This is a genomic window from Nonomuraea sp. NPDC050790, from assembly GCF_044456745.1.
GTDB lineage: Bacteria > Actinomycetota > Actinomycetes > Streptosporangiales > Streptosporangiaceae > Nonomuraea.
Genome location: NZ_JBITGF010000005.1, coordinates 357,421 through 377,569, shown reverse-complemented (window position 1 = coordinate 377,569; position 20,149 = coordinate 357,421). Strand labels below are relative to the sequence as shown.

Sequence of the window (20,149 nt, the reverse complement as noted above, 5' to 3'; positions counted from 1 at the left end):
CGGTGACGAACGTTCAACAGGCCGCCGAGCGGCTGCTGGAGGCGCACGCCTCGGGCCGGCCCTGCGCGCCCGTGCGCGACCTGGTCATCGGGGTCGAGGAGGCGTACGCCGTCCAGGACCGGCTGACCGACAGGTGGCTGGGCGAGGGACGGCGGCTGACCGGCCGCAAGATCGGGCTGACCAGCGCGGCGGTGCAGCAGCAGCTCGGCGTGGACCAGCCGGACTTCGGCGTGCTGTTCGCCGACATGGCGGTGCCCGACGGCGCCGAGATCCCGGCGGGGACTGTCCTGCAGCCGCGCGCGGAGGCCGAGGTGGCGCTGGTGCTGGAGCACGACCTGCCACACGAGCGGCACACCGTGGCCGACGTGATCAGGGCCACCGCGTTCGCGCTGCCCGCCATCGAGGTCGTCGGCAGCCGGATCCGCGACTGGGACATCACGCTGGCCGACACCGTCGCCGACAACGCCTCCTCCGGCCTGTACGTGCTGGGCAACCGGCCCGTCCCGCTGAAAGACCTGGACCTGCGGCTGGCCGGGATGGTGATCGAGCGGCGCGGCGAGCAGGTCTCGACCGGGATCGGCGCCGCGTGCCTGGGACACCCGCTGCACGCGGCCGTCTGGCTGGCCGACACCCTGGCCCGCCTCGGCCGCCCGCTCCAGGCCGGCGACACCGTGCTCACCGGCGCCCTCGGGCCCGTGGTGCCGGTCGTGCCCGGCGACGTGCTGGAGGCCAGGATCGACGGGCTCGGCGACGTCCGGGCCGCCTTCGCGAAGGAGAACACGTGAACCTCCTGGCCCAACGCCTGGACGAGGCGGCGCTGAGCCGTACCGCGATCCCGAAGCTGACCGAGCAGGCGGCGCTCGACGTGCCCGCCGCCTACCGGGTGCAGCGCGAGGTCGTCGCCCGCCGCCAGGCCCGCGGCGAGAGGCTCGCGGGCGTCAAGATGGGCTTCACGAGCCGGGCCAAGATGGTCCAGATGGGCGTGGACGACGTCATCTGGGGCCTGCTCACCGACGCCATGCTCATCGAGTCCCGCCTGGACGTGGGCGGCCTCATCCACCCGCGGGTCGAGCCCGAGATCGCCTTCCTGCTGGAACGCCCGGTGCGCTCGCCCGCCGACGTGGAGGCCGCCGTCGGCGGCGTGGCGGTCGGCTACGAGGTGCTCGACTCCCGCTTCGCCGGCTTCTCCTTCACGCTGGAGGACGTCATCGCCGACAACGCCTCCGCCAGCGGCTTCGGCCTCGGCCCCTGGCACCGGCCGCGCGAGGTCGCCAACGTCGGCCTGACCCTGGAGATCGACGGCAGGATCGTCGCCTCCGGGTCGTCGGCGGCCATCCTCGGCGACCCCATGCGCTCCCTGCGCGCCGCCGCCCGGCTGGCGAGCGCCGCCGGGATCGAGCTGGAGGCGGGCTGGGTGGTGCTGGCGGGTGCGGCGACCGCCGCCGTACCCCTGCCGCCCGGCGCGCACGTGCGGGTCAGCGGGCAGGGGCTCGGGCACGCGGAGGTGACGACGTGAGCGCGGACCCGACCCCCGGGCTGGTCCCCGGCAAGGCCCGCCCGCGCGGCCGCTTCCCGCACTTCAGACGGGCCGGCGACCTGGTCTTCGTCTCCGGTACGAGCTCGCGCCGCCCCGACGGAACCTTCGCGGGGGCGAGCGCCGACGAGATGGGCACCACCAGCCTCGACATCCGCGAGCAGACCAGGGCCGTCATCGAGAACGTCGCCGACATCCTCAAGGCCGCGGGCGGCGGGCTGCAGGACGTCGTCAACGTCACCACGTACCTGGTCAGCATGAACGACTTCGGCGGCTACAACGAGGTCTACGGCGCCTACTTCGACGAGAACGGCCCCGCCCGCACCACCGTCGCCGTCCACCAGCTACCCCACCCGCATCTGCTGATCGAGATCTCCTGCACCGCCCACATCCCGACGAGGAGCACCCCATGATCCCGCCCTTCAACCTCGCCAGGTGGATCGACGAGCACGCCGGCCAGCTCAAGCCGCCGGTGGGCAACGTGCAGATCTGGAAGGAGGCCGACCTGATGGTGACCGTCGTCGGCGGCCCCAACCAGCGCACCGACTTCCACGACGACCCCATCGAGGAGTTCTTCTACCAGCTCAAGGGCGGCATGGTGCTGCGCGTCATGGAGGAGGAGGGCAAGCCGCCGGTCGACGTCCAGATCCGCGAGGGCGACGTCTTCCTGCTGCCGCCGCACGTGCGCCACTCCCCGCAGCGGCCGGTGCCCGGCTCCATCGGCCTGGTCGTGGAGTACGCCCGCCCGCGCGGCGACCTGGACGCCTTCGAGTGGTACTGCGTCAACTGCCACCGCCTCGTGCACCGCGCCGAGGTGCAGCTCGAGTCGATCGTGGACGACCTGCCGCCGGTCTTCGAGGGCTTCTACGGCGGCGACCGCACCTGCCCGCACTGCGGGGCCACGCACCCGGGCAAGGACTGGCCCGACGAGCTCCGCCCGGTGGTCCAGTGATCGACATCCACGCACACGTCTTCCCGCGGATCTCCCGCGAGGAGGCCCGCGTCCTGGCGGGGGCGGGCGAACCGTGGCTGCGCGAGGGCATGATGATGAGCGGCGAGCAGGACTACCGCCCGGTCACCCCCGAGCTGTGGGACGCCGGGGCGCGCCTGGCCGCCATGGACCGCACCGGCGTGCGGGTGCAGGCCGTCTCCTCCACGCCGCTGCTGTTCGGGTACGAGGCCGAGCCCGGCCGCGCCGCCGACTGGTGCGACATGGTCAACGACCGGATCCTCGCGTACTGCGCCGAGGACCCCGGACGGCTCGTCCCGCTGTGCCAGGTGCCGCTGCAGGACCTCGGCCGCGCCACCGAGACCCTGGCCAAAGCCAAGGCCGCCGGCCACAAGGGCGTCCACATCGGCAACCACGTCGGCGCGCGCAACCTCGACGACGCCGACCTGCTCGCCTTCCTGGAGCACTGCGCCCACCAGGACATGCCGGTGCTGGTCCACCCCTGGGACATGATGGCCGCCGACCGCATGCGCGGCTACATGCTGCCCTGGCTGGTCGGCATGGCCGCCGAGACCCAGCTCGGCATCCTGACCATGATCCTTTCGGGCGCCTTCGAGAAGCTGCCCGGCGAGCTGCGGCTGTGCTTCTGCCACGGCGGCGGCAGCTTCGCCTTCCTGCTGGGCCGGGCCGACAACGCCTGGCACCGGCGCGACCTGGTCCGCCGCGACTCGCCCAAGCCGCCCTCCGCCTACACCGACCGCTTCTCCGTGGACTCCGCGGTCTTCGACCCCCGGGCGCTGCGCCTGCTCGTGGACGTCATGGGCGCCGAACGGGTCATGCTCGGCACCGACTTCCCCTTCCCGCTGGGCGAGGAGGAGCCGGGCTCGGTCGTGCGCGAGTGCCCCGGGCTGACCGACGCCGAGCGCGAGGCCATCCTCGGCGGCAACGCCGCCCGGTTCCTGGGCCTGGACGGATGACGCTCGCCCACACGCCGCAGGGCACGCTGCGCGGGCTCGACCTCGGGGGCGCGCTGGCGTTCAAGGGCGTCAGGTACGCCGCCCCCGCCCGCCGCTTCACCGCCCCCGAGCCCCCGGCCGCCTGGGACGGCGTCCGCGACGCCCTGGTCCCGGGCCCGCCCGCGCCCCAGCGGCCGGGCCGGATGGCCTGGGTGCCCGGCCTGGAGATCGACCCGGCCTCCGCCCGCGAGGACTGCCTGTTCCTCAACGTCTGGACCCCCGGCACCCGCGGCCGCCACCCGGTGCTGGTCTTCCTGCACGGCGGCGCGTTCGTGTTCGGCTCCGGCGCCCAGGCCATGTACGACGGCGCCACCCTGGCCCGCGAGCACGGCCTCGTCGTGGTGACCGTGAACTACCGCTTCGGCGCGAGCGGCCTGTGGTACGGCGACGGCGTGCCCTCGAACCTGGCCCTGCGCGACCAGATGGCGGCGCTCGCCTGGGTGCGCTCGGCCGCCGCGGCCTTCGGCGGCGACCCGGGCAACGTGACCCTCGCCGGGCACTCGGCGGGCGGCACCAGCGTCCTGGCCCTGATGGCCTGCGCGCCCGCCCTGTTCGAGCGCGCCGCCGCGATGAGCCCCGTCCCGTACGGCTTCGCCACCCCCGGACAGGCCCTGGCCTGGACCCGGGCGAGCGGGATCGCCGACCCGCACACCGTGCCCATCGCGGACCTGCTGGCCGGGGAGGAACGCGCCGCCCGCGCCCTGCCCCCGGTCGGAGGGCTGCTGCCGGTCGCGCCGGTGCTCGACGGCGACCTGCTGAAGGAACACCCCATGACCGGAAACCTCGCGAGCATGCCGCTGCTGGTGACCACCACCGCGCAGGAGGCGCGGCTGTTCACCGCCGCCGGCATGGGCGAGCCGTCCACCGGCGAGATCTTCACCGAGCCCGCGCGGGAACTGGTGCGCATCCACCCCGGCCCCGCCCGCCACCTGCTCCGCGAGGTGCGTTCACCCATGACGTACGGCGGCGTCGAGCTCGGCGCCTGCCACCTCGTGGACCTGCCGCTGTACTTCGGCAATTACGACACCCCGCTCACCGGCCACGAGCCGGCGCCGGAGATGACCCTTGAGTTCGCCCGGTTCTGCCGCGGCGAGGAGGACACATGAGCAAGATCGCCATCATCGGGTCCGGCAACATCGGGACCGACCTGATGATCAAGGTGAAGCGGACCTCCGCGTCGCTGGAGGTGGCCGCGATGGCCGGGATCGACCCCGGCTCCGACGGCCTGGCCAGGGCCAGGAGGATGGGCGTGGCCACCACCCACGAGGGCGTCGAGGGCCTGCTGGCCCTGCCCTGCTTCGAGGAGGTCGCGGTGGTGCTCGACGCCACCTCGGCCGGGGCCCACCGGCGCAACGCCGCGGCGCTGGCGCCGTACCGGAAGAAGGTCGTGGACCTGACGCCGGCCGCGCTCGGACCCTACGTCGTGCCCGCCGTGAACCTCGGCGAGCACCTCGGCGCGGACAACGTCAACATGGTCACCTGCGGCGGCCAGGCCACGGTGCCGATCGTCGCGGCCGTCTCCCGGGTCGCGCCGGTCCGCTACGCCGAGATCGTCGCCTCGATCGCCTCCCGCTCGGCAGGGCCCGGCACCCGCGCCAACATCGACGAGTTCACCGAGACCACCGCGCGCGCCCTGGAGAGCGTCGGCGGCGCGGAACGCGGCAAGGCGATCATCGTGCTCAACCCGGCCGAACCCCCGGTGATCATGCGCGACACCGTCTACTGCCTCGTGCCCGGCTGCGACGAGGCCGAGGTCGCCGCCTCGGTCAAGGAGATGGTGGCGGCCGTCGCCGCGTACGTGCCCGGCTACCGGCTCAAGCAGGACGTGCAGTTCCGCCCGGCCGAGGGCGGCACGCTCGTCTCGGTGTTCCTGGAGGTCGAGGGCGCCGCCCACTACCTGCCCGCCTACGCCGGCAACCTGGACATCATGACGTCGGCGGCGCTGCGCGTCGCGGAGAGGATGGCGGCCCGATGAAGCTCTACGTCCAGGACGTGACGCTGCGCGACGGCATGCACGCCATCCGCCACCGCTACACCGCCGACCAGGTCGCCGCCATCGCGCGCGCCCTCGACGCGGCCGGGGTGGCGGCCGTCGAGGTCGCCCACGGCGACGGGCTGGCCGGCAGCAGCGTCAACTACGGCTTCGGCGCCTGCCCCGACGACGAGTGGATCGAGGCCGCCGCCTCCGCCATGGAACGCGCGGTCCTCACGACGCTGCTGCTGCCCGGCATCGGCACCATCGCCGACCTGCGCCGCGCCCACGCGCTCGGCGTGCGCTCGGTGCGCGTGGCCACCCACTGCACCGAGGCCGACATCGCCGCCCAGCACATCGGCGTCGCCCGCGAGCTCGGCATGGACGTCTCCGGCTTCCTCATGATGTCCCACCTCGCCCCGCCCGCCGAGCTCGCCCGCCAGGCCGGGCTCATGGAGTCGTACGGCGCGCAGTGCGTCTACGTCACCGACTCCGGCGGCAGGCTGACCATGGACGGCGTGAAGGAGCGCGTGCGCGCCTACCGCGACGTCCTCGACCCGGGCACCGAACTCGGCATCCACGCCCACCACAACCTCGGCCTGGGCGTCGCCAACTCGGTCGTCGCCGTGGAGAATGGGGTCACCCGCGTCGACGCCTCCCTGGCCGGCATGGGCGCCGGGGCGGGCAACTGCCCGCTGGAGGCGTTCGTCGCGGTCGCCGACCTGATGGGCTGGGAGCACGGCTGCGACCTGTTCGCGCTCATGGACGCCGCCGACGACCTCGTCCGCCCCCTGCAGACCCGGCCGGTCCAGGTGGACCGCGAGACGCTCACCCTCGGTTACGCGGGCGTCTACTCCAGCTTCCTGCGCCACGCCGAGGACGCCGCCGCGCGCTACGGCCTCGACACCCGCGCCATCCTCGTGGAGGCGGGGCGCCGCGGCATGGTCGGCGGACAGGAGGACATGATCGTGGACATCGCGCTCGATCTCGCGGGCCGGCGCGGGTGACAATCGGGGGATGGTGACCGAGGAAGACGTCCGCCGCCTGGCCCTGGCCCTGCCCGAGACCGGCGAGAAGCCGATGTACGGCACGCCCGCCTTCTACGTGAAGGCCAGGTGGTTCGCCCGCATCCGCGAGGAGGGCGAGGTGCTGGTGCTGCCGGTGGCCACCCAGGAGGACAAGCACGAGCTGATCGCCGCCGACCCGGACGTCTTCTTCACCCTGCCCCACTACGACGGCCACGCGATCGTCCTGGTCCGCATGCCCGCGATCGGGGAGCAGGAGACGGCCGAACTCCTGGCCGACGCCTGGCGCCTGCGCGCGCCGGGGAAACTCCGCCCCCTCGTGCCGTGACCGATTACCCTGGGTGTTCATGCAGGTAGCCGCGTTCACGCAGTTCATGAGCGCCGACCGGATCGCCTCCTACGTCTACGGCGGCGCCGACCCGGGCGACGACCCCCTGTGGCGGTTGTCGGGCGCGCGGACCCGGGCCGAGTACTCCCGCTGGTGCCGCCACGCGTGCGGCATGGCCTGCCTGCGCATGCTCCTGCACCACCGCGACGGCCACGCGCCGCCCCTGCTCGACCTCGTCCACGGCTGCCGCGCCTACGGCGGCTACCGCGAGGAGCCCGAGGGCATCAAGGGGCTCTACTACGCCCCCTTCGCCGACTACGTCCGCGCCGAGCACGGCCTCGCCGCCGAGGTCCACCCGCGCCTGGACCTGGGCGAGCTCCAGGAGCTGCTGGCCGAGGGCAGGATGGTGATCGCCTCGGTCCACCCGGAGATCCGCCGCCCCGAGCGCCCGGCGCCGGGCAGGGGCGGGCACCTGGTCCTGGTCACCGGCGCCGCGGACGGGACGATGAGCTTCAACAACCCCTCCGGCCACACCGAGGACAGCAGGCGGGCCAGGCTGGCCCCGGAGCGCTTCGGCGACTTCTTCGCCGGGCGGGGCATCAGCGTTCCCGCCCAGGACACCAGGCCGGCGCCGGAGCGCGTAGGCTGACACCGGCTGGCCGAGTGGGAGGGGAACACGTGACGAGGAGCCCGGTGCGCACCGCCGTGGTCTGGGACGCCCTGCGCGGGGCGCTGGCCGAACGGGCCGCGTCCGCGGGGCGGGGGGTGCTCGACATCGTGGACGCCGGAGGGGGCACGGGCGGCTTCGCCGTACCGCTGGCCGAACTCGGGCACGACGTCACGGTCGTCGACCCCAGCCCCGACTCGCTGGCCGCGCTGGAGCGGCGGGCCAAGGAGAAGGGCGTCGGCGTCAGGGCGATCCAGGGCGACGCCGCCGACCTCGGCGAACTGCTGCCCAAGGACGGCGCCGACCTGGTGCTGTGCCACAGCGTCCTGGAGTACGTCGAGGACCCCATCAGCGCGCTCACCGCCGTCTCGGGGCTGCTGCGCCACGGGGGAGCGGTCAGCGTGCTGGCCGCCAACCCGCTCGCCAGCTCCCTGCACCGGGCGCTCACCGGCCACTTCGACGAGGCGCTGGCCGTACTGGACGATCCCGAGGGGCGCTGGGGCGAGCGCGACCCCACGCCGCGCCGCTTCACGCCCGCGGCGCTGTCGGAGCTGCTGGCGGCGACCGGGTTCGCGGTCGGGCCCGCGCTCGGGGTACGGGTCTTCGCCGACCTGGTGCCCAGCAGGCTGGTCGACGGGGAGCCGGGAGCCGTGGAGGCGCTGGTGGCGCTGGAGCAGGCCGCCGCCGCCCATCCGGTCCTGCGGGAGATCGCCGCCCAGGTCCACGTCCTCGCCCACAAGCCGTAGAACGCCTGTTCGGATAGAATCACGGAGTGGCACGCAAGCAGATCACCGGCATCGGCCCCGCTCCCACCACCGGGGCCGACGACACCGGCTGCCCGATCCTCCACGTCGACATGGACGCCTTCTTCGCCAGCGTCGAGCTGCTGGAGCGGCCCGAGCTCAGAGGGCGCCCGGTCATCGTGGGCTCGCCCGCGGGCCGCGGCGTGGTGCTCAGCGCGACCTACGAGGCCAGGGCGTTCGGCGTGCACTCGGCGATGCCGATGAGCAGGGCGCGCCGCGTGTGCCCGCGGGCCGTGATCATCCCGCCCAGCCACGGGAAGTACTCCGAGGTCTCCAGGGGCGTCATGGAGATCTTCCACGCGATCACCCCGCTGGTCGAGCCGATCGCCTCCGACGAGGCCTTCCTCGACGTCGGCGGCGCGCGGCGCAGGCTGGGCCCGCCGGCGAGGATCGCCGAGCTGATCCGGTCACAGGTTCGGGAAAGATACGGCATCACCTGCTCCGTGGGCGTGGCCGCGAGCAAGTTCATCGCCAAGCTTGCCTCAAAACAGTGCAAGCCCGACGGGTTGCTCGTGGTGCCGGCCGGCCAGGTGGTCGACTTCCTCCACCCGCTGCCGGTCTCGGCGCTGTGGGGGGTGGGCGAGCGCACCGAGCAGGCCCTGGTGCGCCTCGGCATCCGCACCGTGGGCGATCTGGCCAGGGTGCCGCCCGCGACGCTCCAGCGCGAACTGGGCCCCGCCGCGGGCAGCCACCTCGCGGCCCTGGCATGGGGCCGCGACGAGCGCGCGGTGACCGCCCACACCCCGGACAAGAGCATCGGCAACGAGGAGACATTCGCCACAGATGTGGACGACCCCGAAGTGATCAAGCGCGAACTGCTGCGCCTGTCGGAGAAGGTCGCCGCCAGGATGCGTAAGAGCGGCCACGTGGGCAGGACAGTGAGTGTGAAGCTCCGCAGAGCCGACTTCTCCACGATCAACCGCTCCCGCACCCTCAGGGAGCCGACCGACGTGGCCCAGGAGATTTACGCCACGGCCTGCGAGCTGTTCACCGCCGCCGGACTGGAGCGCGTGCGGCTGCGCCTGGTGGGCGTCCGGATGGAGAATCTCGGGCCGGCGGAGACCGCGTCTCGCCAGCTCAGCCTGGGTGCGCGGGAGACCGGCTGGCGTGAGGCGGAGCAGGCGATGGACAAGGCGATCCGGCGGTTCGGGCCGGATGCGGTACTCCCGGCGTCGCTGGTCCGGGGGCGACTTGATGAAATGGAGGCATGACGCCCATGTCGCGAATGGCCCAAAATGGAGGTATGACGTCACCTCCGGTTTGGTCTGCGTTGGACGTTTCCTTTCGCCTACGTCTACAGGCTCGTATTCTGGGGATAACCGACCGCGAGGTTCGGACACCCCGTGTCGTCCGTTGCCGTCTTCCCCGTCCTGGGGCCGTCCTTGGGAGGCGCCGTGCCGCTCTCTGAGCACGAGCAGCGCTTGCTCGACCAGATCGAGCAGGCCCTCTACGCCGAGGACCCGAAGTGGGCCAACACCGTAAGGATCAGTGACCCGCGCAGCCATTACAAGCGTCGCCTGATCAAAGCCTCCATCGGCTTTGCTCTGGGTGTCGTCATCATGATGGTCGGCGTCGTCATCCAGATGATCCCGCTCGGCGTCGGCGGTTTCGTGGTCATGCTCGCCGCGTGTCTGTGGGGTCTGTCCAGTTGGAAACGTATGAACGGATTCGGTGACTCCGGCTCCGCCCAGGGCGCTCCGGTGCCGGGCAGCAAGGGAGCCAAGAAGAGCCGTGGCTCGTTCATGGAACGCATGGAGGAGCGCTGGCGGCGTCGCCACGACGACCGCTGACCCTTCTCCACGCGTTACGGCGGTGCCGCCCCACCGCCACCCGCCGTTGAGGGCTGGCCTCGATCGGGGGGATCGCCTCGCACGCCGGACGTGGTCCCCGCCGTCACGGTCATCCTCGACCGGCCGACGGGGACGACCGGACCAGGGCGCAACGACGAAGGTGGCCTGCCCAGGACCGGGCAAGCCACCTTCCTCCCGCTGATCTACCGGGTCGCGCCCCTCCTGAACCTGACGTTCTCCAGGCGGTCGAACCCGTCCAGCACGCCCTCGCCCATCGACCGCAGCCCGCGCAGCGTCGAAGGGGGCAGCAGCGCCGCCCTGATCCGCCGGCCCCGTGACACGGTGGCCGCCAGGGCCCGCCGTACCTTGCGCAGGTCCTTGCCCAGCGGGCCGACCTCGCCGGGGTCGCGCGCGAACAGCACCCGCTCGACCGTCGAGGCGATCGAGGCGATCGCCGTCGCGGAGTCGGCGTCGAACTCGTACTGCTGACTCAGCCTCCTGGCCAGCGCCCGCGGCGTCTCGCTGCGTTCGCGCGCCATGCCGTAGTCGTAGAGGACGTCGTCCAGTTCCGCCCACGCGGCGGCCACCGACGGGTGGCTGCCCGCGACCACGCGCGCGGTGAGCTCGTCGGACGGCGCGGAGACCTTCCAGCCGAGCGCGCGCACCCTGCGGCTGCGGGTGATCTGCCGGATCGCCGCGGGGATGAGCAGGATCAGCAGCAGGATCGCCGCCCCGATCCCGATCTTGGCGATCAGCGGCGTCGGCTCCTCCACCGGCAGGCCGTTGCCGCCGAGCCTGGCCTCGCGGTCGTCGATCTCGCGCGGGTTGCGGCCGGGCTGCGTGCCGGGCGGGAGCTCCTCGCCCTGCGTGGTGGCGCCGGGCGTCGGGCTGGAGGACGAGGCGGTCGGCGTGGGCTGCGGGCGGGCGTACAGCGGAACCCGCGCGCTGCCCTGACCGGCCGAACCCGCCGGCGTCGGCTCGAACGGCAGCCAGCCGATGCCGTCGAAGTACAGCTCCGGCCAGGAGTGGGAGTCGTCGGTGCCGACCTCCCACCGGTCGCCGACCTTGTCGCCGCCGGTGTAGCCGACCGCGACCCTGGCGGGGATGCCGACCGCCCTGGCCAGCACCGCCATCGCGCTGGCGAACTGCTCGCAGTAGCCGACCTTGCTGCTCAGCAGGAAGTCGCGCAGCGCCGAGGTGCTGCTGCCCTGCGTGCGCAGGTCGTAGGTGAAGTTGCCGGTCTTGGTGAAGAACTCCTGCAGCCGCAGCGCCGCCTCGTACTGCGTCTCGGCGCCCTTGGTCTGCTGGTAGGCCAGGTCGAGCAGGTCGGAGGGGAAGTCCTCCGGCAGCCGCAGGTAGCGCGGGTCGACGTTCGGCTGCTGCGGGCGCTGCACCGCGCGCAACTGCTCCGGCGTCGGCTGCGGCTCGCTCGTCGCCACCCGGTACTCCAGGCCGGAGGCGCTGTCGCGGGTGGAGAAGACCATGAGCGTGCTCACGTCCGCCCGCCAGTCGCCGTCCGCCTGCACCTCGCGCGGCGGGTACGGCAGCGGCAGGAAGACCAGGTTCTCGACCTCTTCGCTGATCTTGACGTCGGTCACCGCGTTCACGGTCTCGACGCCGCCGGCCAGTCCCGGGGGAGGCGGCAGCGGGCCGGCGTCGGTGCGGTTCTCCGCCGCGCCCTTCGGCTTGGTCATGTCGAACTTGTCGCCGTCGAAGACGTCCAGGGAGTAGATCCGCAGATAGCGCGGGAGGTCGTCGTTGTTGGTGTAGGTCATCACCGTGCGCTTCTCGGGAAGCGTGAGCTGACCTCGCATGTTCGTGACCGGGTCGGGGATCTGGATCATGTTGCCCCGGCCCCCGGTGCCCTGGCCGCCCACGCCGAAGCTGAAGAACGACACCGGCTCCAGCGGCGGCAGGAACGCCGGCACCACGACCGCGATCGCGATCGCGGCGAACCCGATCCGCTTGCCCGACAGCCGCAGGCCGCGCGTGTCCGCGTTCTCGCCGGGCGACGGGGTGGTGGCCGCGCGGGTCCTGCGCACCAGGACGGCCCTGCCCCAGTGCCCGACCCGCTCGCGGCCGTCGGCGATCAGCAGGGCGGTGAAGCCGAGGGCGGCGATGATGAACGCCCACCAGGCGATCGGCTCCAGCAGGATCGTCGCCGGCACCGTCGCCAGCGCCAGCAGCGGCAGCCCGGCCAGCGCCGCCCGCCGCATCCTGGCGGACAGCAGGTCCACCGCGATCGCGATGAGCCCCACCCCGCCCGTGGTCAGCAGCGCGATGCCCGGGTTGTCGCCCGGCACCGGAGCGGCGAAGCGCTGGATGTCGTCCCAGCCGGTGGCCAGCAGCTTGAGCAGTTCGGCCGCCGAGCCCTTCGTGGGCACCACCAGGGCCCACGCCTTGTCACCGGCGAACGAGGCGGTCAGGTACACGCCGAGCACGGCCAGGCCGACCAGGCCCGCCGCCCACGTGGGCAGCGACAGCCTGCCGCTGATCGCGCCGGCCACCAGGACCGACAGGACCGCGCCCAGCGAGCCCCAGAACCAGGCGCCGCCCTCGAACAGCGGGTACAGCAGGATGGCCGCGCAGAACGTGGCGACGGCCGCGGCGACGGAGAGCCTCATGCCGCACCTCCGGGATGGACGGCGAAGCGGCCCCGGCTGGCGGCGTCCTGCCACACCGAGGCGATGGACGTGCCCGCCGGGAGCCGGACGGTGCGCCAGCCGTACCCCGCGAGGACGGTCTGCACGGCCAGGTAGCTCTCCGAGGTGCTGGGCTCGGCGGCGTCCCAGGTGTCGACGTCCAGCAGGACGGCCACGCCGGTGATGCCGCTGTGCCTGATCCTGGCCAGGTCGCGCGCCTCCTCCGGGTCCATGGCGCCGAGCACGGCCACGACCAGGCCGTCACCGCTGCCCTGCCGCAGCGCCGAGACGCCGATCTCCAGCGAGCGCGCCGGGCTGTTGCGCACCATCGCGAGCGTGTCGAGCAGCGACCAGCTCAGCCCGGTGTCGGTCAGGTGCTCGGCGCCCTGGTCGGTGACCAGCCGCAGGCCGAGCCCCTCGTGCGCCAGGTGCACGCCGATCGAGGCCGCCGCCGAGACGGCCACCTCGAACGACGAGCGCGGGCCCTCGCCGCGGTGCGCCGCGCGCCGGGTGTCGAGCAGGAGCGCGCCGCGGCTCTGCCACTGCTGCTCCTCGCGCCGCACCATCAGCTCGCCGTGGCGGGCGGTCGAGCGCCAGTGCACGCGCCGCAGGTCGTCGCCCTGCCGGTACTCGCGCGGCGCCACGTCGTCGTCGCCCGCCGCCGCCACACTCCTGGTACGGCTGTCGCCGCCGCCGGTCCACTCGCCCGACAGGCGTACGTGGGGAAGGGCCACGACCTGCGGCGTCACCACGAGCGTGTCGCTGATCGTGAACGCCCGCGACAGCTCCACCAGCCCGAAGGGGTCGGCGATGCGCACCGACAGCGGCCCGATGGTGAACCGGCCGCGCAGGTCGGAGCGGACCCGGTAGTCGATCTCCCTGATGCCCTTGGCCTCCACCCGGTCCAGGACGAAGCGCGGGCGCACGCCCAGGGCGTACGGGACGGTGTCCTCGATGAGCAGCAGGCCGGTGGGCAGGCGGGTCACGTTCTCCAGCCGCAGCGTCACGGTCGCCTCGCCGCCCACCTCGGCCCGCGAGGGCGACAGGCGGCGGGCGCAGCTCAGCCGGTAGCGGGTGCGCGCGACCACCATCGCGGCCAGCAATGGCAGCGCCGTCACCAGCACGCCGATGCGCAGCAGGTCGTGCTCGCCGAGCATCAGGGCCATGAGCAGCGCCGCGATCCCCGCGGCGAGGAACGACCTGCCGCGCGCGGTCAGCGCCCGCAGTCCCGTTCTCACGCCCGGCTCTCCGGTACGGGCACCCTCCTGACCAGATCGCCCACGACCTGCTCCGGCAGGCGGCGCTGGCCCTGCGCCTCGACGCTGGGCAGCAGCCGGTGGGCCAGGACCGGCACCGCCAGTTCCTGGAGGTCGTCGGGGATGACGTAGTCGCGCCCGGCCAGGGCCGCGTGGGCGCGGGCGGCGCGCACGAGCTGCAGCGTGGAGCGCGGGGAGGCGCCCAGCCGCAGGTCGGGGGAGTGGCGGGTGGCGACCACCAGGTCGATGGCGTACTTCTTGACCGGCTGCGAGACGTACACGCCGCGCACCGCCTCGATCAGCGCCCGCACCTCGGCCGTGGTGGCCACGGGCTGCAGCTTGTCCAGCGGCGGGGTGCCGCCGTGCACGTCGAGCATCTCCAGCTCGGCGGCCGGCTCGGGGTAGCCCATCGCCACGCGCGCGGTGAAGCGGTCGCGCTGCGCCTCGGGGAGGGGATAGGTGCCCTCCATCTCGATCGGGTTCTGCGTGGCGATGACCATGAAGGGCGACTCGAGGCCGTAGGTGACGCCGTCGACCGTCACCTGGTGCTCCTCCATGCACTCCAGGAGGGCCGACTGCGTCTTGGGGGAGGCGCGGTTGATCTCGTCGCCGACCACGATGTTGGCGAAGACGGGACCGGGCTTGAACTCGAACTCGCGGGTCTGCTGGTTGTAGGCGCTGACGCCGGTGATGTCGCTGGGCAGCAGGTCGGGCGTGAACTGCACGCGGCGCACCGGGCAGTCGATGGAGCGCGCCAAGGCCTTGGCGAGCATGGTCTTGCCGACTCCGGGCACGTCCTCGATGAGCAGGTGCCCCTCGGCGAGCAGCACCGTCAGGGTGAGACGGACGGCGTCGCTCTTGCCCTCGATCACCGACTCGATCGCCTGCCGAATCCGGTGCGCGGTGGATACGAGTTCGTCCAGCCGCTGAGGGACGTCATGGGTTACTGCCACCAGGCCTCCATGAGAAGTGCGACGGCTGTCCCGCTGGATCATGCCTTGGCGGGAGCCATGCCATTCCTTTTCCATTGTGTGTACCGACCCTACGACGCTGGGGGTTCTTGAGCGACATTTGTCGGTATTCCTCCGGTCCTGACAGTGCTCATCAGTGTTCGGAGGTTCCTTCCTGTTCTTGTGCCGTCGCGGTGCGAATCCCGTGACAGTCGGTGGCCGCGGGCGCTCCACTTTCCTCCACCACCGCCCCCGCCGGACCCCTCCAGGCCCTATTTCCGGGGGCGTTTCAACCCTCGACACGCCCATGAGGGTTGACCGGCCGCCCAGCCCGCTCCACCGGACCGCATCGCGCTGACCTGGGGATTTGTGAAGCGGATAGGCGGCGACCAGGGTTGTAATCAGTTGACGGTGGGGAGAAGTGGAGTATGGTGGTGCGCAGTGGAGGGCCGGTGCACCAGCGCTAGGCACTTCATGAGGCACGGGAGGTGGGGCCGATGTTCCTCGGCACCCATCAGCCGCGTCTCGACGACAAGGGACGGCTGTTCCTGCCGGCTAAGTACCGTGAGGAGCTGGCGGAGGGTCTTGTGATTACCAAAGGCCAGGAGCGATGCCTCTACGTCTTTCCCGTGGAGGAGTTCCAGCGCATTACCGAGGCTCTCAGCACCGCCCCGGTCACCGCCAAGGCGGTGCGTGACTACAGCCGTGTCTTCTTCGCCAGCGCGTCCGACGAGACTCCGGACAAGCAGGGGCGCATCACGATCCCGCAGGGCCTGCGCACGTACGCGGGCCTGGAACGTGACTGCGTGGTCATCGGGGCCAACACCCGCCTGGAGATCTGGGACGCGCAGGCCTGGGAGACCTATCTCAACGCACAGGAGCAGGCCTTCGCCGATCTCTCGGAGGAGGTGCTGCCAGGGATTCTGTAATCGTCACGGTCGATTCGACGGTGTGGTCGTTCGGCGAGGTCTCCACCCGCAACCACTGCCCGGCAGCTGATGCACCTTCCCCGGTGTCAGATGGCCGGTATCTCGAAGAGGATGCGGATGGGGACCTGGCCGGACGGGCACCGTGTGGGGACCTTTGGAAGGATCGGCCGTCGCGTCATCCGCGAGCAAGGACGCGAGAGGGGGGTTGGAGAGATGGCAGACAGCGGTCACGTTCCGGTGATGCTCGAGCGCGTTCTGGAGTTGCTCGCGCCGGCCTTGACCGGTGCGCAGCCCGTCGTCGTCGACGCCAACCTCGGCCTCGGTGGCCATACGGAAGCCCTGCTCGCCGCCCACCCCGCACTGCACGTGGTGGGGATCGACCGCGACCCTTACGCGGTCGAGTTCTCCACCAGACGGCTCGCGCCGTACGCCGGAAGGACCTCGCTCGTCCACGCCACCTCGGACGAGCTGGCCTCCGTGCTCGCGCGGCTGGGCCGTGAGAAGGTCGACGGAGTGCTGTTCGACCTGGGCGTCTCCTCGCCGCAGCTCGACGAGGCCGAGCGCGGTTTCGCCTATTCCTACGACGCTCCGCTCGACATGCGGATGGACACGAGCCAGGAGCTCACAGCGGAGAAGGTGGTCAATACCTACTCGGCTGGGGAGCTAACCCGCATCCTCCGCGAATACGGAGAGGAACGGTTCGCACCGCGTGTCGCGGGCCTAATCATCAAGGAAAGGGCCAAGGAGGCCATAACGTCGACTAAGCGGCTGGCCGACATCGTCCGAGAGGCGATTCCTGCCGCTACCCGGCGCACTGGGGGAAACCCCGCCAAGAGGACTTTTCAAGCGTTGCGCATCGAGGTGAACGCGGAACTCGCCGCCCTGGAGGCGGCGCTGCCCGCCGCCCTCGACGCGCTGGCGCTGGGTGGGCGAGTCGTCGTGCTCGCCTACCACTCCCTGGAGGACCGGCTGGCCAAGCAGGTCCTCACGGCGCGAACCAGGGACACCAGCCCGCCCGGGCTGCCCGTCCCGCTCCCGGCTCACCAGCCGAGGTTCCGCCTGCTGACGAGGGGAGCGGAGCTCCCAAGTGAAGAAGAGGTCACCCGCAACCCGCGGGCGACCTCGGCCCGGCTGAGGGCGGCAGAGAGGATCCGTGTTGACGACGAGGACTGAGCAGGAGATCAGGAGGAGCGCGCCCGCACGCGGCGCCGGCACGTCGAAGAGCGGTGCCGGCAGGTCCGGTTCGGCGGCCAAGCCCGTCCCGCCCCCGCGTCCCGCCGCCTCCACCCTTGACCACGCCGACGAGCCCCGCGACGTGCGCTCCCGGTCCCGCCAGGGTGCCGAGCCCCGCGACGAGCGGGCGGCCACCTCGCGGGCCCGCCGGGGTCCGGCCGGGCGGGCGCGGCGTGCCGAGGACGCGGGCGAGCGCGCCGTGCGGGCGCCGCAGGACGGTGAGCGTGTCTCCGCCCGGCGTGGTGAGGAGGTCGCCGGCCAGGAGGCCGGTGCTCTGCTGACGCGTCAGGGCGACGAGGTTCGCGACGGGCGCGGCGCCGGTGCGCCGGGGGCCGACGGGGCGCGGGTGCGCGCTGCCCGGCCTCAGGGCGCGCGACGGCCGGGCAGCGCTCGGCGTGGGCCGGCGCGGCGCCAGCGCGGTCCTTTCATCGTGCTGGTGCTCGGGCTGCTCGGCGGCGGGCTGGTCAGCCTGCTGCTGCTCAACACCGTGCTGGCCCAGGACTCCATCCGCGCGGGCAACCTGAAGTCCGAGATCGCCCAGCTCGAGCTCAGCAAACAGCAGCTCGGCGTGGACATCGAGCGCCGCCAGCAGCCCGGCCAGATCGCCGACGCGGGCACGCGGCAGGGGCTCGAGCCGGACTGGAAGGACCCCAACGTCATCACCCCCGCCAGCGAGGACTCCAGCAAGGTGGGCGGCGCGAACCGGTGAGGGACCAGGGCGGCCGCGGGCAGGGACCCGGTCGCGGACCAGGCGGCGCCGGCGCTCAAGGAGGGCCCGGCGCCGCTCGGCGTACTCCGCGTGGCGCCGGCGGCGCGGGGCGCTCCGGCAGGCCCGCGGGCGGCGGGCGACCGGCGCCGGACGACGACCCGTTCGACCTGCCCTTCACCGACGACCGCCGCCGCCCCAGGACCGGTGACGGCGAGCGTTCCCGTGGCCGCGCGTCCCAGGATCCGGCTCAGGAGCCGCGGCGCCGTACACCGGAGGAGGGCCGGGACGGCGACGCGCGCAGGCCCGGGAGCGACGGCGAGGGCAGGACCCGGCCGCGCAGGGCCGACAGCGACGGCGAGGGCGGGGTCCGGCCGCGCAGAACCGACGCCGAGGACGGCCGTGAGACGGAGACCCGGCCGGGCAGGCAGGCGACCGGCGGCGGACGGACGAGAAGCGAGGTGCCGAGGCCCCGTGGCGGCGCGCCGCACGGGCCCGGCGACCAGACGCGCGGAACCCGGCAGCGGGAAGACGGGGAAGGCGGGCGCAGGGGCGGGATGCCACCGCGGCGGCCGCCGATTCCGCCGCGCCCGCCCAGGCCGCCGCTGGTGCTCAGGCTCGGCAACCCGCGCCGCCGCATCAACATCGGCATGATCGCCATGACCTTCATCCTGTCGATCTTCGCCGGCCGCCTGATCCAGATGCAGGGACTCGACTCCAAGATCTACGAGGCCAAGGCCGTCGGCCAGCGCATGATCACCGAGGTGATCCCGGCCAAGCGCGGATCGATCACCGACGTCAACGGCCACGCTCTGGCCATGACCGTCGAGGCCCGCGAGGTGGCGATCGACCCGTCGAAGGTGCACGCGGGCGTGCGCGCCAAGGTCGCGAACGTGCTGGCGGCCGAGCTGGGCAAGCCCGAGCAGGAGATCGCCGCCAAGCTCGCCAAGGACACCACCCGCTACCAGCTCCTGGCCAAGGACGTCGACCCGATCGTGGCGAACCGCCTGCTCAAGGCGCAGATCCCGGCGCTGACCGCGAAGAAGCAGTACAAGCGGATCTACCCGGCGGGCGACCTGGCCGGCTCGCTGGTCGGCTTCGTGGGCGTGGACGGCACCGGGCTCGGCGGCCTGGAGGAGTCCAAGAACTCGGTCCTGGCCGGCCGCGACGGCAAACAGCGGGTGGAGCAGGGCCGCGACGGCCAGCGCATCCCGATGACCCACAGCCAGCGCCAGGCGCCCGTGGAGGGCAGCGACGTACGGCTGACCATCGACCGCGACATCCAGTGGGCCGCCCAGAAGTCGATCGCCGAGCAGGTGCGGGCGGTCGGCGCGGAGAGCGGCACGGTCATCGTCATGGACGTGAAGACCGCCCAGATCGTCGCCATGGCCAACGCCCCCGAGCTCGACCTGAACAACTGGCGCCAGGCCCCCCAGGCCAACTACGTCAACCGGGCGGCGGCCGACGTGTTCGAACCGGGCAGCACCAACAAGGTGATCACCGCCGCGGCGGCGCTGGAGAGCGGCGCGGTCCGGCCGACGACGAGCTTCCGCGTCAAGGACAACATCCGCTGCTACGACCGCACGCTGCGCGACGCCGAGCCGCACCCGACCGAGACGATGACGTTCCAGACGGCGATCGCCAAGTCCAGCAACGTCGCCACGATCATGGCCGCGCGCAAGGTGGGCTCGCAGCGGCTGCACGGCATGCTGAAGTCGTTCGGGTTCGGCGCCAGGCCGGGCGGCGGCGTGCCGGGCGAGGAGGCCGGGCTGCTGCCCGACTACAAGACCTGGTCGGGCAGCCAGAGCTGCACGATCGCCTACGGCCAGGGCGTCTCGGTCACGGCGCTGCAGATGGCCAGCGTCTACCAGACGATCGCCAACGGCGGCGTCAGGGTGCCGCCGCAGATCGTCGCGGGCACCACCGGCGGCGACGGCAGGTTCACGGCGGCTCCGGCCGGCAAGCAGACCAAGGTCGTCAGCGACCGGACGGCGAGCGAGATCACCGCGATGCTCGAAAGCGCGGCCAGCGAGGAGGGCACCGGCGGCCTGGCGGCCATCCCCGGATACCGCGTGGCGGGCAAGACCGGTACCGCGAACCGCTACGATCCGAAGCTGGGCCGCTACGACGGCTACACCGCATCCTTCGTGGGCTTCGCGCCCGCCGACGCGCCCCGCCTGGTGGTGCTGTCGGTGCTGCAGAACCCGCAGAAGGGCCACTTCGGCGGGCAGCTCGCGGCCCCCGTTTTCAAGCAGGTGATGACGTTCGCCATCAAGAGCAGGAAGATCCCGCCCACAAGCTCGACCGCGCCTCCGGTGCGGTTGAGCGCCGGACAGTGACCGGGGAAGG

General features: G+C 72.6%; 20 protein-coding genes. 17 read left to right on the top strand and 3 right to left on the bottom strand.

The window, feature by feature from the left end; genetic code table 11:
- Positions 1-2: 2 nt before the first annotated feature.
- From ACIBEJ_RS27000 to ACIBEJ_RS26940, 13 genes are all read left to right on the top strand, one after another.
- Positions 3-785 (top strand): 2-keto-4-pentenoate hydratase, encoded by a 783-nt coding sequence (locus tag ACIBEJ_RS27000; RefSeq protein ID WP_397185609.1) that lies wholly within the window; start codon positions 3-5, stop codon positions 783-785.
- Positions 782-1,516: a 2-keto-4-pentenoate hydratase gene (locus ACIBEJ_RS26995; protein ID WP_397185608.1), complete on the top strand. Its 735-nt coding sequence runs from the start codon at positions 782-784 to the stop codon at positions 1,514-1,516. The genes ACIBEJ_RS27000 and ACIBEJ_RS26995 overlap by 4 nt, the downstream gene beginning before the upstream one ends.
- Entirely contained in the window at positions 1,513-1,947 is a 435-nt protein-coding gene (locus ACIBEJ_RS26990; RefSeq protein ID WP_397185607.1) for a RidA family protein, read from the top strand. Before ACIBEJ_RS26995 ends, ACIBEJ_RS26990 begins: the two co-directional genes overlap by 4 nt.
- Positions 1,944-2,486, top strand: coding sequence for a 3-hydroxyanthranilate 3,4-dioxygenase (locus ACIBEJ_RS26985; RefSeq protein ID WP_397185606.1), 543 nt, complete (start codon positions 1,944-1,946; stop codon positions 2,484-2,486). Before ACIBEJ_RS26990 ends, ACIBEJ_RS26985 begins: the two co-directional genes overlap by 4 nt.
- On the top strand, positions 2,483-3,460 hold the full coding sequence (locus tag ACIBEJ_RS26980; RefSeq protein ID WP_397185605.1) for an amidohydrolase family protein: 978 nt from the start codon (positions 2,483-2,485) through the stop codon (positions 3,458-3,460). Before ACIBEJ_RS26985 ends, ACIBEJ_RS26980 begins: the two co-directional genes overlap by 4 nt.
- Positions 3,457-4,605 (top strand): carboxylesterase family protein, encoded by a 1,149-nt coding sequence (locus tag ACIBEJ_RS26975; RefSeq protein WP_397185604.1) that lies wholly within the window; start codon positions 3,457-3,459, stop codon positions 4,603-4,605. The genes ACIBEJ_RS26980 and ACIBEJ_RS26975 overlap by 4 nt, the downstream gene beginning before the upstream one ends.
- The gene (locus ACIBEJ_RS26970) at positions 4,602-5,474 is read left to right on the top strand and encodes an acetaldehyde dehydrogenase (acetylating) (RefSeq protein WP_397185603.1); all 873 of its coding nucleotides are present in this window, start codon (positions 4,602-4,604) and stop codon (positions 5,472-5,474) included. The genes ACIBEJ_RS26975 and ACIBEJ_RS26970 overlap by 4 nt, the downstream gene beginning before the upstream one ends.
- On the top strand, positions 5,471-6,478 hold the full coding sequence (gene dmpG, locus ACIBEJ_RS26965; protein WP_397185602.1) for a 4-hydroxy-2-oxovalerate aldolase: 1,008 nt from the start codon (positions 5,471-5,473) through the stop codon (positions 6,476-6,478). The genes ACIBEJ_RS26970 and dmpG overlap by 4 nt, the downstream gene beginning before the upstream one ends.
- Positions 6,479-6,488: 10 nt before the next feature.
- Complete coding sequence (locus tag ACIBEJ_RS26960; RefSeq protein ID WP_397185601.1) at positions 6,489-6,824, top strand: MmcQ/YjbR family DNA-binding protein; 336 nt, start codon at positions 6,489-6,491, stop codon at positions 6,822-6,824.
- A 19-nt stretch (positions 6,825-6,843) separates the two neighbouring features.
- Positions 6,844-7,473, top strand: a complete 630-nt coding sequence (locus tag ACIBEJ_RS26955; RefSeq protein WP_397185600.1) for a C39 family peptidase — start codon at positions 6,844-6,846, stop codon at positions 7,471-7,473.
- A 29-nt stretch (positions 7,474-7,502) separates the two neighbouring features.
- Positions 7,503-8,237, top strand: coding sequence for a methyltransferase domain-containing protein (locus tag ACIBEJ_RS26950; RefSeq protein WP_397185599.1), 735 nt, complete (start codon positions 7,503-7,505; stop codon positions 8,235-8,237).
- A 26-nt stretch (positions 8,238-8,263) separates the two neighbouring features.
- The gene (dinB, locus tag ACIBEJ_RS26945) at positions 8,264-9,505 is read left to right on the top strand and encodes a DNA polymerase IV (protein ID WP_397185598.1); all 1,242 of its coding nucleotides are present in this window, start codon (positions 8,264-8,266) and stop codon (positions 9,503-9,505) included.
- 183 nt (positions 9,506-9,688) lie between these two features.
- Positions 9,689-10,084 carry a DUF3040 domain-containing protein gene (locus ACIBEJ_RS26940; protein ID WP_397185597.1) on the top strand — a complete coding sequence of 132 codons (396 nt, stop codon included), beginning with the start codon at positions 9,689-9,691 and terminating at the stop codon, positions 10,082-10,084.
- Between the two features lie 203 nt (positions 10,085-10,287).
- Here ACIBEJ_RS26940 and ACIBEJ_RS26935 read toward each other — a convergent pair whose 3' ends face one another.
- The 3 genes from ACIBEJ_RS26935 to ACIBEJ_RS26925 are packed head-to-tail and all read right to left on the bottom strand — an operon-like array spanning position 10,288 to position 14,977.
- A complete protein-coding gene (locus ACIBEJ_RS26935; protein ID WP_397185596.1) occupies positions 10,288-12,708 on the bottom strand; it encodes a DUF3488 and DUF4129 domain-containing transglutaminase family protein in 2,421 nt (806 codons plus the stop codon).
- Positions 12,705-13,964 (bottom strand): DUF58 domain-containing protein, encoded by a 1,260-nt coding sequence (locus tag ACIBEJ_RS26930; protein ID WP_397185595.1) that lies wholly within the window; start codon positions 13,962-13,964, stop codon positions 12,705-12,707. Before ACIBEJ_RS26930 ends, ACIBEJ_RS26935 begins: the two co-directional genes overlap by 4 nt.
- Positions 13,961-14,977, bottom strand: coding sequence for an AAA family ATPase (locus tag ACIBEJ_RS26925; RefSeq protein WP_397185594.1), 1,017 nt, complete (start codon positions 14,975-14,977; stop codon positions 13,961-13,963). Before ACIBEJ_RS26925 ends, ACIBEJ_RS26930 begins: the two co-directional genes overlap by 4 nt.
- A gap of 452 nt (positions 14,978-15,429) precedes the next feature.
- On the opposite strand from ACIBEJ_RS26925, the gene mraZ reads away from it, so the two are divergent.
- From mraZ to ACIBEJ_RS26905, 4 genes are all read left to right on the top strand, one after another.
- Positions 15,430-15,861: a division/cell wall cluster transcriptional repressor MraZ gene (gene mraZ / locus ACIBEJ_RS26920; protein ID WP_184960700.1), complete on the top strand. Its 432-nt coding sequence runs from the start codon at positions 15,430-15,432 to the stop codon at positions 15,859-15,861.
- Between the two features lie 213 nt (positions 15,862-16,074).
- A complete protein-coding gene (rsmH, locus tag ACIBEJ_RS26915; protein WP_397186096.1) occupies positions 16,075-17,034 on the top strand; it encodes a 16S rRNA (cytosine(1402)-N(4))-methyltransferase RsmH in 960 nt (319 codons plus the stop codon).
- Positions 17,018-17,803, top strand: a complete 786-nt coding sequence (locus ACIBEJ_RS26910; RefSeq protein WP_397185593.1) for a hypothetical protein — start codon at positions 17,018-17,020, stop codon at positions 17,801-17,803. The genes rsmH and ACIBEJ_RS26910 overlap by 17 nt, the downstream gene beginning before the upstream one ends.
- Positions 17,800-20,139, top strand: coding sequence for a penicillin-binding transpeptidase domain-containing protein (locus tag ACIBEJ_RS26905; RefSeq protein WP_397185592.1), 2,340 nt, complete (start codon positions 17,800-17,802; stop codon positions 20,137-20,139). Before ACIBEJ_RS26910 ends, ACIBEJ_RS26905 begins: the two co-directional genes overlap by 4 nt.
- The last annotated feature ends 10 nt before the right edge of the window (positions 20,140-20,149 follow it).